At 66.7% G+C, this 13,850-nt stretch carries 14 protein-coding genes and 1 pseudogene; 8 read left to right on the plus strand and 7 right to left on the minus strand.

The features are described 5' to 3' along the window. Positions 1–116: 116 nt before the first annotated feature. The 4 genes and pseudogenes from GV001_RS12195 to GV001_RS12210 form a co-directional block, all read right to left on the minus strand. A complete protein-coding gene (locus GV001_RS12195; protein WP_160080139.1) occupies positions 117–389 on the minus strand; it encodes an oxidative damage protection protein in 273 nt (90 codons plus the stop codon). Continuing rightward, entirely contained in the window at positions 386–1,453 is a 1,068-nt protein-coding gene (gene mutY / locus GV001_RS12200; protein WP_160080141.1) for an A/G-specific adenine glycosylase, read from the minus strand. The genes GV001_RS12195 and mutY overlap by 4 nt, the downstream gene beginning before the upstream one ends. Continuing rightward, positions 1,450–3,672 carry an AsmA family protein gene (locus tag GV001_RS12205; RefSeq protein WP_160080143.1) on the minus strand — a complete coding sequence of 741 codons (2,223 nt, stop codon included), beginning with the start codon at positions 3,670–3,672 and terminating at the stop codon, positions 1,450–1,452. Before GV001_RS12205 ends, mutY begins: the two co-directional genes overlap by 4 nt. A 51-nt stretch (positions 3,673–3,723) precedes the next feature. Next, a pseudogene (locus tag GV001_RS12210) lies at positions 3,724–4,044 on the minus strand (FAD-dependent oxidoreductase); the annotation flags it as partial. Positions 4,045–4,184: 140 nt separating this feature from the next. On the opposite strand from GV001_RS12210, the gene GV001_RS12215 reads away from it, so the two are divergent. Beyond that, a complete protein-coding gene (locus tag GV001_RS12215) occupies positions 4,185–5,402 on the plus strand; it encodes a sterol desaturase family protein (protein ID WP_160080147.1) in 1,218 nt (405 codons plus the stop codon). Positions 5,403–5,446: 44 nt separating this feature from the next. Here GV001_RS12215 and GV001_RS12220 read toward each other — a convergent pair whose 3' ends face one another. Then, positions 5,447–5,845, minus strand: a complete 399-nt coding sequence (locus GV001_RS12220) for an acetyl-CoA sensor PanZ family protein (RefSeq protein WP_160080149.1) — start codon at positions 5,843–5,845, stop codon at positions 5,447–5,449. A gap of 165 nt (positions 5,846–6,010) precedes the next feature. On the opposite strand from GV001_RS12220, the gene hisB reads away from it, so the two are divergent. The 7 genes from hisB to GV001_RS12255 all read left to right on the plus strand — a co-directional run bounded on the left by hisB (position 6,011) and on the right by GV001_RS12255 (position 11,107). Continuing rightward, positions 6,011–6,604, plus strand: a complete 594-nt coding sequence (hisB, locus tag GV001_RS12225; RefSeq protein ID WP_160080151.1) for an imidazoleglycerol-phosphate dehydratase HisB — start codon at positions 6,011–6,013, stop codon at positions 6,602–6,604. Then, positions 6,605–7,243: an imidazole glycerol phosphate synthase subunit HisH gene (hisH, locus tag GV001_RS12230; protein WP_160080153.1), complete on the plus strand. Its 639-nt coding sequence runs from the start codon at positions 6,605–6,607 to the stop codon at positions 7,241–7,243. Further along, a complete protein-coding gene (locus GV001_RS12235) occupies positions 7,243–7,500 on the plus strand; it encodes a DUF2164 domain-containing protein (RefSeq protein WP_160080155.1) in 258 nt (85 codons plus the stop codon). The genes hisH and GV001_RS12235 overlap by 1 nt, the downstream gene beginning before the upstream one ends. Before the next feature lie 38 nt (positions 7,501–7,538). Next, positions 7,539–8,276: a 1-(5-phosphoribosyl)-5-[(5-phosphoribosylamino)methylideneamino]imidazole-4-carboxamide isomerase gene (gene hisA / locus GV001_RS12240; protein ID WP_160080157.1), complete on the plus strand. Its 738-nt coding sequence runs from the start codon at positions 7,539–7,541 to the stop codon at positions 8,274–8,276. A 110-nt stretch (positions 8,277–8,386) separates the two neighbouring features. After that, entirely contained in the window at positions 8,387–9,157 is a 771-nt protein-coding gene (hisF, locus tag GV001_RS12245) for an imidazole glycerol phosphate synthase subunit HisF (protein WP_160080159.1), read from the plus strand. Between the two features lie 271 nt (positions 9,158–9,428). Beyond that, positions 9,429–10,184, plus strand: a complete 756-nt coding sequence (locus GV001_RS12250) for a substrate-binding periplasmic protein (protein WP_372238532.1) — start codon at positions 9,429–9,431, stop codon at positions 10,182–10,184. A 164-nt stretch (positions 10,185–10,348) separates the two neighbouring features. Next, positions 10,349–11,107 carry an ABC transporter substrate-binding protein gene (locus GV001_RS12255; protein ID WP_160083324.1) on the plus strand — a complete coding sequence of 253 codons (759 nt, stop codon included), beginning with the start codon at positions 10,349–10,351 and terminating at the stop codon, positions 11,105–11,107. Positions 11,108–11,203: 96 nt separating this feature from the next. On the opposite strand, the gene GV001_RS12260 is transcribed toward GV001_RS12255, so the two are convergent. Together GV001_RS12260 and GV001_RS12265 are read right to left on the minus strand one after the other, a co-directional pair. Beyond that, entirely contained in the window at positions 11,204–12,511 is a 1,308-nt protein-coding gene (locus tag GV001_RS12260; protein WP_160080161.1) for a S41 family peptidase, read from the minus strand. Positions 12,512–12,552: 41 nt separating this feature from the next. Continuing rightward, entirely contained in the window at positions 12,553–13,794 is a 1,242-nt protein-coding gene (locus GV001_RS12265; protein ID WP_160080163.1) for a murein hydrolase activator EnvC, read from the minus strand. Positions 13,795–13,850 lie beyond the last annotated feature (56 nt).

Genomic DNA, 13,850 nt, shown 5'->3' on the forward strand with positions numbered 1-13,850 from the left:
ATTAAACGGATTTGCGACTGCGGTGTCAAGCGAGGAAAGAAAAAAATTTCAGCAAAGACGGGCGCTTACGATTGTCGGGCAGGTACGGGAGGGATTTCCCGCACCTGTCCACGGGCTTAGGCGCTCGGCGGTACGTAGCCTTCGGCCTGGGCGTATTCCTCACCGGAGAGGAACTTGTCCATCTCGGTCTGGAGGAATTTGCGGTCCTCGGCATTCATCATGTTCAGGCGTCGTTCGTTGATCAGCATGGTCTGGTGTTTCTGCCATTCGTCCCAGGCCTGCTTGGACACGTTGTTGAAGATGTCCTCGCCTTTCGGGCCCGGGTAGGGCGGGCGCTCAAGGCCAGGGAGGTCTTGCTTGTGCTTGCGGCAGTGGACGGTGCGACTCATGACTCTTCTCCTGCATTCAGTTCTTGCGCAGCTCGCTTGAGGAGCTTCTTCACCGGGGCGGCCAGGCCCAGGCGCGGCGGGGTGGCGAGGTTATACCAGAGCCAGTCGCCCTCGGCCACGCCGGGGTTGGCGGCCTCGACCCGGACCAGCCAGGGCTCGATGGCCAGCTGGAAGTGGCTGAAAGTATGGGTCAGCCCGGCCAGTTCGTGGCGATTGCCCAGGTGCAGGGCGTGCTGGCTGGCCAGCGCTTCGAGGCCGGCCAGGTCGTCCAGCTCGGGCAGGCTCCACAGGCCGCCCCACAGGCCGCTCGACGGGCGGCGATAGAGCAGGATTGCGCCGTCGCGGTTGGCCAGCAGCGGCATCAGGGTGCGCTTGCGCGGCAGCTCCTTGCGCGGCTTGGCCACCGGGTAGCGGATTTCCAGGCCCAGCAGGTGCGCCTGGCAGCCGCTCTGCAGCGGGCAGAGCAGGCAGCTCGGCTTGCTCCGGGTACAGAGCGTGGCGCCCAGGTCCATCATCGCCTGGGTGTAGTGGTTGACCCGCTCCTCGGGGAGGAAGCGCTCGGCCACCTGCCACAGCTGCCTGGCCACCTTCGGCTCGCCCGGATAGCCCTCCTGGGCGACGTAGCGGGCCAGCACTCGCTTGACGTTGCCGTCGAGGATCGGCGCGCGCAGGCCCATGCTCAGGCTGGCGATGGCACCGGCGGTGGAGCGGCCGATGCCGGGCAGGGCGCTGAGCGCCTCGACGTCGCGGGGGAATTCGCCGCCATGCTCGCGCATGACGATCTGTGCGGTCTTCTGCAGGTTGCGCGCGCGGGTGTAGTAGCCCAGGCCGGTCCACAGGTGCAGGACTTCGTCTTCCGCTGCCTCGGCCAGATCCTTGACCGTGGGCAGGGCGTGCATGAAGCGGTCGAAGTAACCGAGCACGGTGCTGACCTGGGTCTGCTGCAGCATGATTTCCGAGACCCACACCCGGTATGGGTTGATGGCCTGCTGCCAGGGCAGATCCTTGCGCCCGTGCTGGTCATACCAGGCCAGCACGGCGCCGTTGAACTGCGCGGGCGTCATCGGTTGAACAGGCCCTTGAGGGCGTCCTTGAGTTCCGGGCTGACCTTGTCGCCGAGCTTCTCTTCGATCTTCTCCTCGAGCCTGGCCCCGGCCAGCTTGGCGGCGACCTTGCCCAGGCCGTCCTGGTCCAGGCGGCAGGCCTTGGCGCCCAGCTCCAGCGGGCCGCGGCAGCGCAGCGGCCACTCGATGCCGGCGTAGCGTTCGTTGACCTGGCAGGCCGGGTCGGGCATGGCGCCCTTGTCGCCTTCGATGACGATGCCGATGCGGTAGTCCAGGCCCAGTACGCGCAGGTCGACATCGCCCTTGCCGTTGACCGTCAGGCCGGGGATGCGCGCCTTGAGGTCCGGGTTGCTGGCCACGCCGTTGCGCAGGGTCAGGTTGCCGTCGAGTTCCTCGAAGGGCGTGTCCTTGCCGCGCGGTTCGCTGGACAGTGTCTTGCGGTTGAGGGTGGCGATGCCCTGGCACAGCTGCTGCTCCAGGTTGGCCTCGACCAGCACGCCCTGGCTCAGGCTGAAGCTGGCCGTGCCGTTCAGTGCGTCGATCCAGGCCTTCTGGCTGTTGCCCTGGGTGCGGATGTCGGCGCTCAGGTCGAGCAGGCCCTTGACGGGCGCCTTCTCGCCCTGGCTCTCGATGAGTTTTTCCACTGGGACATGGTTTAGTTGTTTCCGCGCGGTGAGCAGCGGCACGTCCGGACGCACGTCGAGCTGGGCCTGGGCGCTGAAGTTGCCGCCATGGAGGTCGCCGCGCAGGGTCTGCAGGCTGAGCACGCCGGCCTGGGCGCTGGCCTTGAGGTGGGCGTCTTCGATCGGCAGCCGGTTCAGGGTCAGCAGGCCGAGGCCGAGTTCGGCCTGCACATCGAGCTTGCGCAGCGGCTCCAGCGGCAGGATCGGCGTGGTGCTCCAGGCCTGCTGGGTCGGCGCGCTCGGCAGCGGCGTGCTGCCGTTCTTGCCGGCGGCGGCCACCGCGCCCTTGATCTCGTTCTTGCGCGCGGCGCCGGCGCTGGCGTCCGGGTCCTTGGGCGGCAGGTAGCGGTCGAGGTCGAGCTTGTCGCCCTTGAGCTGCAGGCGCAGGGCCTGTTTGGCGAAGTCGCTGATGGCCAGGTTGCCGCTGAAGCTGCTGTCATCCAGCTGCAGGCTGAGCTCGTTGAGGTTCAGGCTGCTCGGCGTGCCGGCCAGGCGGGTGGATAGCTCGAACTGCTGCAGGCTGTTGCCGTCGCGCATGGCCGGCAGTTCGACGCCAACGCCGCCGAGGAATTCGCGCAGGTTGAACTTGGCGATGGACAGGCCGCCCTGCAGTTGTGCGGTCTTGTCCAGGTCGCGCAGTTTCAGTTCGCCGATGGCGCGCAGCTGGTTGGCGCTGAGCTTGAGGCTGTTCCACTCGGCGACCTGGGCGGCCTGGTCGAGCAGCAGCTGGCCCTGGGTGGCGAAGGTCAGGGTCTTGCCCTTGAGCGGCTCGCCGGAAACCTCGCCGGCCAGCTTGAAGTCTTCCAGCTGGTAGCGTTTGAGCGCGCGGTCGAAGCGCAGCTGGGTCTGCAGCTCGGTCCGGGCGCGCAGCAGCGGCTGGTTGCTGGCGAGGAAGGCGCTCAGCTTGAGCGGGATGTTGGCGCCCTCGCGGATCGCCCCGCTGCTCAGCTCAATGCCTTCGGCGCTGAGCTGGCGGCCACTGCGCTGGTCGCGGTAGTCAATGCGCGAATTGCTGATGGTCAGGCTGTCGATATCCAGCTTGAGCGGGCGTTCGGCGGCTGCGGGGGCGGCGTCGCTGCTTGCCGGCGCCGGCGTGGCGGCGGCCGGTGCGTTCGCAGCGCTGGCGGCCTGGGCCGGCTTGCCGACGTCTTCCCAGTTGCCGCGGCCCTTGGCATCGCGCTGCAGGGTCAGGTTGAGGCCGTCGATGCGGATGTCGCTCATCTGCACTTCCTTGCGCAGCAGCGGCAGCACGCGCACGGACAGACCGAGCAGGCGCAGGTCGGCGAACGGCTGGTCCGGGGTGGCGGCGCTGGCCAGGGTGGCGTCGGTCAGTTCCAGGCCGAGCCAGGGGAACAGGCTCCAGCCGATATCGCCATTGAGCTTGAGCTCGAGGTTGGCCTTGTCGCGGGCCAGTTGCTGGATTTCGTCCTTGTAGTCGTTGGGGTCGAACAGGTGGGTCAGGGCGAAGCCGAGGCCGACGATGATCAGCAGCAGTCCGAGGAAGACCAGGCCCAGGATTTTGCCGATAGATTTCATGGACGCGTCCTTGTTTGGATGACTTTTTCTGGGCGCGAGTATAGCGCCGGCTCAGAGTGCCGCGGCCACCTTCTCGGCGATCGCCAGGCTGGCGGTGAGCCCCGGCGATTCGATCCCGAACAGGTTGACTAGGCCCTGCAGGCCGTGGGCGGCAGGCGTTTGGATGACGAAGTCGGCGGGCGGTTCCCCGGCGCCGCTGAGCTTGGCTCGCACGCCGCTGTAGCCGGGCTGCAGGCGGGCGGGGTCGAGGCCGGGGAAATAGCGCTGGATCGCCGTGGCGAAGGGCTCGCGCAGCTGCTCGTCGACGCGGTAGTCCAGCGCATCCAGGTAGCGCACGTCCGGGCCGAAGCGCAGCTGGCCGGCCAGGCCGAGGGCGCCGGCGCCGATGATCAGGGTGTCGATGCTGTGCATGCTGGCTGGCGTGAACGGTGGCTGGAATTGGCGGCTCGGGCGGTGTTGCCGAGCAACCTGCGGGGTTAGGCTGGCAGCATAACAAGAACCGGGAGGCGCCCATGAATGTCACCGTGATGGCCGTGCCGCTGTACATCGCCCTGATCCTGCTGGAGCTGGCCTACGAGCGCCATAGCGGGCGCCACACCTATCGCCTGGCGGATGCCGTCACCAGCATCAACACCGCGGTGCTGCGCGTATTGCTGGAGGGACCGCTGCGTCTGCTGCTGATCATTCCCTACGCCTGGCTGTATGAGCATGGGCGGCTGCTGGAGCTGGACGCGAGTTCGCCTTGGACCTGGCTGCTCGGCTTCGTCGCCGTGGACTTCTGCTTTTACTGGGCCCATCGCAGCCTGCACCGCTACAACCTGCTGTGGGGCGCGCACCAGCCGCACCACTCCAGCGAGGACTTCAACCTGTCCACCGCGCTGCGCAAGGGCGCCTTCCAGACGGCCTTCGACTGGCCGTTCTACCTGCCGTTGGCGTTGCTGGGGATTCCGTTGCCGCTGTTCCTGGTCCTGCTCGGCGCGCAGCTGGTCTACCAGTTCTGGATCCACAGCCAGCATATCGGCCGGCTCGGCGTGCTGGAGTGGTTTATGGTCACGCCGAGCAACCACCGGGTGCACCACGGGCAGAACGACTGCTACATCGACAGGAACCACGGCGGGGTGTTCATCCTCTGGGATCGCCTGTTTGGCACCTTCGCCGACGAGCGCGAGCCGGTGCGCTACGGGGTGACCACGCCGGTGCGCACCTTCGACCCGATCCGCCTGCAGTTCTCCTGGTGGCGCCTGCTGTGGGCCGACACCTGCGCGACTCGCTCCTGGTGGGACAAGCTGCGCCTGTGGTGGATGCCCACCGGCTGGCGCCCGGCGGATGTGCAGGCGCGGCTCTGGCCATCGATGGGCGCGGACAAGTTCGACCGGCCCTATCCGGCCAGCCTGCGCGGGTATGCCGTGCTGCAGTTCGTGGCGATCAACGCCATGGCCCTGTGCTTCCTCGCCAGCGTCAAGCGTGCCGCCGTGTGGGAGCCCTGGCTGCTGGTGCTGGCGATTCTCGGCGGCTGCGTCAGCCTCGGCCTGCTGTTCGAGGGCCGGCGTGCGTTGTGGAAAGTGGAGGCAGGCCGCCAGCTGCTGATGGCCGGCGCGGCGCTGGGCTGGGGGTTGTGGCTGGTACCGGCACAGTGGTTGCTCGGCCTGCTGCTGGCCGGGCTGTGTGCGGTCAGCCTGCTGTGGCTGTTGTGGCTGGCGGCGCGGCCGCGGGTGGCGGCCTTCTCCTAGGGGTTGCCCGGTGCGCGCGGCGCAGCCTACGGTGCTTGCGCCGGTTACAGGCTGTCCAGCGGCAGGCCGCTGCGGGCGGCCAGGGCCTGGCTTTCCAGATGGTCTTTCGGCGCGGCCAGGCGCAGCGGCTGGCCGGCCTCGCGGGCCATGCGCTGGGCTTCGTCGAGGAGGCGCCGGGCCACGCCGCGCTTGCGCGTGACCTTGCGCACGCACAGGTGCGACAGGCGCCAGCAGTCGGCATCGCGGCTCAGCAGGGCGGCGCCGAGCAGGCGGTCGTTGAAGCGCCCGGCGATCAGCCGGCCCTCGCCGATACCGCCGGCGATCAGCGCATCGGCGCTGGCGTAGGGCGCCAGCAGCCAGTCCGGGGCGTCGGCGTAGACCTTGGTCAGGTCGATGTGGTCCTGGGCCGATGGACGGGTGACGATCTCGACAAACACGGGCATCGCGGCTTCCTCGCTGGCGGGTGGCGCAGTGTAAGGCGCCGACAGCCCTGGCGAAAACAGCCAGGGCCAACATGCGTAACCGCCTTTGGGCCGTTGCGGTAGCCGCCCAAGCCCCGCGCCGCCTATAATGGCCGCCTTTTCCGCAAGCATTTTCGGGAGCTGGTGATGGCCGAACGTACGGCATCCGTCGAGCGCAACACCCTGGAGACCCAGATCAAGGTCTCGATCAACCTGGATGGCACCGGCAAGGCCAAGTTCGATATTGGCGTGCCGTTCCTCGAGCACATGCTCGACCAGATCGCCCGCCACGGGCTGATCGACCTGGACATCCAGTGCAAGGGCGACCTGCATATCGACGACCACCACACCGTGGAAGACGTCGGCATCACCCTCGGCCAGGCCTTCGCCAAGGCCCTCGGCGACAAGAAGGGCATGACCCGCTACGGCCACTCCTACGTGCCGCTGGACGAAGCGCTGTCGCGCGTGGTGATCGACTTCTCCGGCCGCCCGGGCCTGCAGATGCACGTGCCGTTCACCCGCGCGGTGGTCGGCGGCTTCGACGTCGACCTGTTCCAGGAATTCTTCCAGGGCTTCGTCAACCACGCCTTGGTGTCCCTGCACATCGACAACCTGCGCGGGACCAACACCCACCACCAGATCGAGACGGTGTTCAAGGCCTTCGGCCGCGCCCTGCGCATGGCCGTCGAGCTGGATCCGCGCATGGCCGGGCAGATGCCGTCGACCAAAGGGTGCCTGTAAGTGCAAACGGTAGCTGTGATTGATTACGGCATGGGCAACCTGCACTCGGTGGCCAAGGCCCTCGAGCATGTCGGCGCGGGACGAGTGATCGTCACCAGCGACGCCCAGGTGATCCGCGAGGCCGACCGGGTGGTGTTCCCCGGCGTCGGCGCAATCCGCGACTGCATGGCCGAGATCAAGCGTCTGGGCTTCGACGAGCTGGTGCGCGAGGTCAGCACCGACCGCCCGTTCCTCGGCATCTGCGTCGGCATGCAGGCATTGCTGGAGCGCAGCGAGGAGAACGGCGGGGTCGACTGCATCGGCCTGTTCCCCGGCCAGGTGCGCTTCTTCGGCAAGGACCTGCACGAGGACGGTTCACACCTGAAGGTGCCGCACATGGGCTGGAACGAGGTCGAGCAGGTGGTCGAGCACCCGCTGTGGCACGAGATCCCCAACAAGGGCCGCTTCTACTTCGTGCACAGCTACTACATCGAGGCCGGTAACCCGGCCCAGGTGGTCGGCCGCGGTCACTATGGCAAGGACTTCGCCGCGGCGCTGGCCGAGGGCTCGAAGTTCGCCGTGCAGTTCCACCCGGAGAAGAGCCACACCCACGGCCTGCAGCTGCTGCAGAACTTCGTCGGCTGGGATGGCCGCTGCTAATGAGCCGGGGCAAGAAGGCGCCGCTCCTGGCACTGGACGCCGCCCAGGAGCAGGCCGCACTGCACAGCCTCAAGGGCTTCCTCGAGGAGCGTTTCGAGCTGCAGCTGGGCTCCTTCGAGGTGCAGGAAGTGCTGGAGCTGTTCAGTCGCGAAATTGCCCCGCACTACTACAACAAGGCGATTGCCGATGTGCAGGCGCTGCTGTCCGACCGCTTCGCCAGTATCGAAAGCGACTTGTGGGCGCTCGAGAAGAGCTGACCTTTCACCGATTCTAAAGACTTGAGCAGGTTCAACCGATGCTGATTATCCCCGCTATCGATCTCAAGGACGGCGCCTGCGTGCGTCTGCGCCAGGGCCGCATGGAAGACTCCACGGTGTTTTCCGATGACCCGGTGAGCATGGCCGCCAAGTGGGTCGAGGGCGGTTGCCGCCGCCTGCACCTGGTCGACCTCAACGGTGCCTTCGAGGGCCAGCCGGTCAACGGCGAGGTGGTCACCGCCATCGCCAAGCGCTACCCGCACCTGCCGATCCAGATCGGCGGCGGCATCCGCTCGCTGGAAACCATCGAGCACTACGTCAAGGCCGGGGTCAGCTACGTGATCATCGGCACCAAGGCGGTGAAAGATCCGCAGTTCGTCACCGATGCCTGCAAGGCCTTCCCGGGCAAGGTCATCGTCGGCCTGGATGCCAAGGACGGCTTCGTCGCCACCGACGGCTGGGCCGAGGTATCGAGCGTGCAGGCCACCGACCTGGCCAAGCGCTTCGAGGCCGACGGTGTGTCCGCCATCGTTTATACCGACATCGCCAAAGACGGCATGATGCAGGGCTGCAACGTCGAGGCCACCGCGGCCCTGGCGGCGGCCAGCAAGATCCCGGTGATCGCCTCCGGCGGCATCCACAACCTCGGCGATATCGAAAAGCTGCTGCTGGCCCGCTCGCCGGGCATCATCGGCGCCATTACCGGCCGGGCGATCTACGAAGGCACTCTGGACGTCGCCGAGGCCCAGGCCTTCTGCGACAGCTTCAAGGGTTGATCTGAACGTAGGGTGGGTTAGCCGCGCAGCGGCGTAACCCACCGATAGAGTCATCCGTTGACGCGACGATGGGTATCGCTGCGCTCAACCCATCCTACGAGTGCATTGTTATGGCTTTGGCTAAACGCATCATCCCCTGCCTCGACGTGGACAACGGCCGCGTGGTCAAGGGCGTCAAGTTCGAGAACATCCGCGACGCCGGCGACCCGGTGGAGATCGCCCGCCGCTACGACGAGCAGGGCGCCGACGAGATCACCTTCCTCGACATCACCGCCAGCGTCGATGGTCGCGACACCACCCTGCACACGGTCGAGCGCATGGCCAGCCAGGTGTTTATCCCGCTGACGGTCGGTGGTGGGGTCAGGACTGTTCAGGACATCCGCAACCTGCTCAATGCCGGTGCAGACAAGGTCTCGATCAACACCGCCGCGGTGTTCAACCCGGAGTTCGTCGGCGAGGCCGCGCAGCGCTTCGGCTCGCAGTGCATCGTGGTCGCCATCGACGCCAAGAAGGTCTCGCTGCCGGGCGAAACCCCGCGCTGGGAAATCTTCACCCATGGCGGGCGCAAGCCGACCGGCCTGGATGCCGTACTGTGGGCGAAGAAGATGGAAGACCTCGGCGCCGGCGAAATCCTCCTGACCAGCATGGACCAGGACGGCGTGAAGAGCGGCTACGACCTCGGCGTGACCCGCGCCATCAGCGAGAGCGTGGGCATCCCGGTGATCGCCTCCGGCGGCGTCGGCAACCTCGAACACCTGGCCGCCGGCATCCTCGAAGGCAAGGCCGATGCGGTGCTGGCGGCGAGCATCTTCCACTTCGGCGAGTACAGCGTGCCGGAGGCCAAGGCCTACCTGGCCAGCCGCGGTATCGTGGTGCGCTGAGCCGCCTGCCGCGCTTGACCCGACGCCCGCTGCCCGCGGGCGTTTTTCATGGCGGCCCGATTGCCCCGTCTGGTTCGTTTCTTGCCTGCCTTGGCATGGCGCGCGCTCGCCTGGCGGGCCGTCGATCGATCTGCAGCAGTTGCATGCGCGTGGCGCTATCGCGTTCTGTCGCAGTGGGTTGAAACTCGCAGGTCACAAGGTGACTATGGCTGCTCGCCGGCTGTCCACTGTCAGGCTCGCCAATTTCCCCCTAACCCTGGAGCTGTACTGCATGCTGAAATCTCTGCAAAAAGCCCTGCTGCTCGCTGGTCTGCTGCTGGCCGGTGGCGCACACGCCGAGCTGGACCCGGACTACAAGGTCATCCTGCTGACCGAGAATTACCCGCCGTACAACATGGCGATCAACGGCAAGAACTTCGCCCAGGAAGACAACATTGACGGCATCGCTGCAGATATCGTGCGGGAGATGTTCAAGCGTGCCGGGGTCACGTACAGCCTGACCCTGCGTTTCCCCTGGGATCGCATCTACAAGCTGGCGCTAGAGAAACCGGGCTACGGCGTGTTCGCCACCAGCCGTGTGCCGGAGCGTGAGCAGTTGTTCAAATGGGTCGGCCCTATCGCCAAAGACGACTGGGTGTTGCTGGCCAAGGGCGACAGCCAGATCACCCTCGGCAGCCTGGCTGAGGCGAAGAAGTACAAGGTCGGAGCCTACAAGGGTGATGCCACGGCTGAGCATCTGGTGAAGAACGGTCTGACGCCGATCACCGTGCTGCGCGATCAGGAAAACGCCAAGAAGTTGGAGGGCAGTCAGATCGATCTGTGGGCCACCGGTGATCCGGCAGGTCGCTACCTGGCCAAGCAGGAGGGCGTGTCCGGGCTGAAGACGGTGCTGCGCTTCCACAGCGGCGAGCTGTATCTGGCACTGAACAAAGAGGTGCCCGATGAAGTGGTGCAGAAGCTGCAGGGCGCGCTGGACAAGATGCGCAGCGACGGCTTCGTCGAGCAGATCACCAGCAACTACCTCTGAGCCGTTGCGCCGCCGGCCGCCGGCGTGACCATCCGCACTGGCGCGGGACGAGCTTCATGCTAACCTGCGCCGCCCCGGAGGCTGCCCGCGCTCGCGCCTGCCGAGGCGCTGGAGGGCAGCCCGTGCGCCGCCCGCCTCTTTTGACTGGCAAGGAAATGGATATGTTGTTGAAGCGTCTGACGATGGCGGTGCTGGGCCTGGGCCTGCTGTTTTCCGCCCTGGCCCGTGCCGAAGTGCCGGCCGACTACAAGGTCGTGCTGCTGACCGAGAACTTCCCGCCCTACAACATGGCGACCAACGGCAAGAACTACGCCCGCGAGGAAAACCTCGATGGCATCGCCGTGAAGGTGGTCGGCGAGATGTTCAAGAAGGCCGGCATCCAGTACCACATGACGCTGCGTTTCCCCTGGGCGCGCATCTACAAGATGGCCCTGGAACTGCCCGACCATGGCGTGTTCGTGGCGGCCAAGCTGCCGGAGCGGGAAAAGCTGTTCAAATGGGTCGGCCCGATCGGCCCGGACGACTGGGTGATGCTGGCCAAGGCCGACAGCCCGATCAGCCTGCTCAGCCTGGAACAGGCCAGGCAGTACCGCATCGGCGCCTACAAGGGCGACGCCATCGACGAGCACCTGCGCAAACAGGGTCTGGAGCCGCTCAGCTCGCTGCGCGACCAGGAGAACGTGGCCAAGCTGATGAACGGGCAGATCGACCTGTGGGCCACCGGCGACCCCGCCGGCCGTTACCTGGCCAAGCTGGAGGGCGTCAGCGGGCTGAAGACCGTGCTGCGCTTCGACAGTGCCGAGCTGTACCTGGCCCTCAACCCGGAAACCCCGGACGAGGTGGTCGAGCGTCTGCAGAAGGCCCTCGACCAGATGCGCGCCGATGGCACGGTGGACAAGATCTTCCAGAGCTACGTGGAGTAATTCTGGCGGACAGGAAAAACCCGGGCTTGCCCGGGTTTTTTGTTTTTTCCACTCGCCTTGGAGACTGCTTACGATCTTTTGACCCTAGGCGGGCTCTCAGTCGCCGCGGGTGACGCTCAGACCCTTGAGCAGGTTGAGCGCCTGGCTCAGCTGGTAGTCGTCGTCCTGCGGGCGTGCCGGCTTCTCGCTCTTCTTGCCGCTGGGCTTGTCCGCGCCGCCGTTGCCGTTGCCCAGGTGGCCCTGCAGGTCGGCTTCCTTGATGCTTTCGCTGTCCTGCTCGCGGGTCAGCTTGGCGCGCGCCACCTCGATGTCCGGGACTATGCCCTGGGCCTGGATCGAGCGGCCCTTGGGGGTGTAGTACAGGGCGGTGGTGAGCTTCAGGGCGCGGTCGTTGTTCAGCGGCAGCACGGTCTGCACCGAGCCCTTGCCGAAGCTGTCGGTGCCCATCAGCACGCCGCGCTTGTGGTCCTGCAGGGCGCCGGCGACGATCTCCGAGGCCGAGGCGCTGCCACCGTTGATCAGCACCACCAGCGGCACGCCTTCGCTGGCGTCGGCCGGGTCGGCGTTGAAGCGCAGTTCCGAGTTGGCGATCCGGCCCTCGGTGTAGACGATCAGGCCCTTCTTGAGGAAGTGGTCGGTGACTTCCACCGCCGCCTGCAGCACGCCGCCGGGGTTGTTGCGCAGGTCGAGGACCAGGCCGCGCAGCTTGCCGCCGTTGTCCTTGCGCAGCTTGGCCAGGGCCTTGCCGACTTCCTCGCCGGTGTTGATCTGGAACTGGGTGATGCGCAGCAGGCCGTAGCCGTCTTCGAGCAGCTGGCTCTTCACGCTCTTGACCTTGATCACCGCGCGGGTCAGTTCCACATCGAACGGCTGGCCGCCTTCGCGCACCAGGGTCAGGACGATCTTGCTGCCGGCCTTGCCGCGCATCTTGTCCACCGCTTCCATCAGCGACAGGCCCTTGGTCGGCTGGCCGTCGATCTTGAAGATCAGGTCGCCGGGCTGGATGCCGGCGCGCGAGGCCGGGGTGTCGTCGATCGGCGTGACCACCTTGAGGAAGCTGTCCTCCACGCCGACTTCTATCCCCAGGCCGCCGAATTCGCCGCTGGTGCTTTCCTGCAGTTCGGCGAAGGCTTCCGGCTCCAGGTAGGCGGAGTGCGGGTCGAGGTTGCTGAGCATGCCCTTGATGGCGTTTTCCAGCAGGGTCTTGTCGTCCACCGGCTCGACATAGGCCGACTTGATGCGGTCCATCACCTCGGCGAAGGTGCGCAGTTCATCCAGCGGCAAGGGTGCCTTGGCGTTTTCCACCGGGGCCGCCACCGGCTCGGGCGCGGCCTGCAGGGCAGGGCTGCCCGCCAGCAGGCCGAGGGCCAGGGCGAGAGGGGTGAGGCGGTGGAAATGCGACATGTGAACTCCCAGAAATAATTGCGGGTGGCGCTCTCGGGCGGTCAGCCGCGGCACCACTGTGCGGGATCGCTCGGGCGGCCCTGCTGGCGAATGGCGAAATACAGGGCGGGCGTGTCCTGCCCGCCGCTGGTGCCGACGGTGGCAATCGATTCGCCGGCCTTGACGATGTCGCCGGCTTCCTTGAGCAGGCTCTGGTTGTGGCCATACAGGCTCAGGTAGCCGTTGCCGTGATCGAGGATGACCAGAAGCCCGGCGCCGCGCAACCAGTCGGCGAACACCACCCGCCCGCCATGCACGGCATGCACCTGGCTGCCGGCGCTGGCGCCGATCAGCACGCCGTCCCACTTGGTGCGGGCATCACCACCGCGCGGCGTGCCGTAGCGCGCCACCACCCGGCCGTTGACCGGCCACGGCAACTTGCCCTTGGCGCTGGCAAAGGGGCCGCCATAGCTGGCGCCGCTGTTGCTCACGGCCGGGCCGAGGGCCAGCGGCTGGCTGTTCGGCTGGCGTGCCTGCTGCTGTTCGAGCAGGGCCAGGCGCTGTGCTTCTGCCGCCTCGCGGGCCTGGCGGGCGAGGGTTTCCTCGATGGTCTTGAGCACGCGGGTCAGTTCGGCCTGTTCCTGCTGGCGTGCCTTGAGCTTGTGGTCGCCGGCGCTGTACTGCTTGTTCAGCTTGGCCAGGGCCTGCTGGCGCTCCTTGCGCGCGGCGGCGAGCTGCTCGCGGCGGCTGTCCAGGGCGCTTTTCTGCTCGCCCAGCTGGGCCTGCTGGGTGGCGATGTCGGTTTCGATGTTGGCCAGCTGGCGCAGGGTCTCGTTGAACGCGGCCAGCTGCTCCAGGCGCGCCTGGCCGAGGTAGTCGTAGTAGGTGAGGGTGCGCGAGAACTTTTCCGGCTGCTGCTGGTTAAGCAGCAGGCGCAGCGGCTCCTGCTGGCCGCCCTGGTAGGCCGCGCGGGCCTGGATGCCGATCAGGCGCTGCTGTTCAAGGCGCGATTGCTGGAGTTTTTTTTTCTCCTGGTCGAGACGCTGCAGCTCCTGCTCGCTCTTGTTCATCTCCTGCTGCAGGCCGTTGACCTGCTTCTGCAGCTGGCCCATCTCGCTTTCGGTGCGCTTGAGGTCCTTCTGCACCCCGGATTTTTCTTTCTGCAGCTGTTCGAGCAGCTTCTTCAGCTCGGCGACATCGGCGCGCGCGGCTTCCAGCTGTTTTTGGGCGTCGGCTTTCTCGTCGGCGAAGGCGGCCGGGGCGAGCAGGCTGGTCAGGACTATCAGGGCGAGGGCGCGAAACATGGGCTGTGCAGCACCTGGAGCGGGGAGTCGGCCTAGTATGCCCGTCGCGCCGCGCA

It is taken from the genome of Pseudomonas sp. 8AS (assembly GCF_902506505.1).
Lineage (GTDB): Bacteria > Pseudomonadota > Gammaproteobacteria > Pseudomonadales > Pseudomonadaceae > Aquipseudomonas.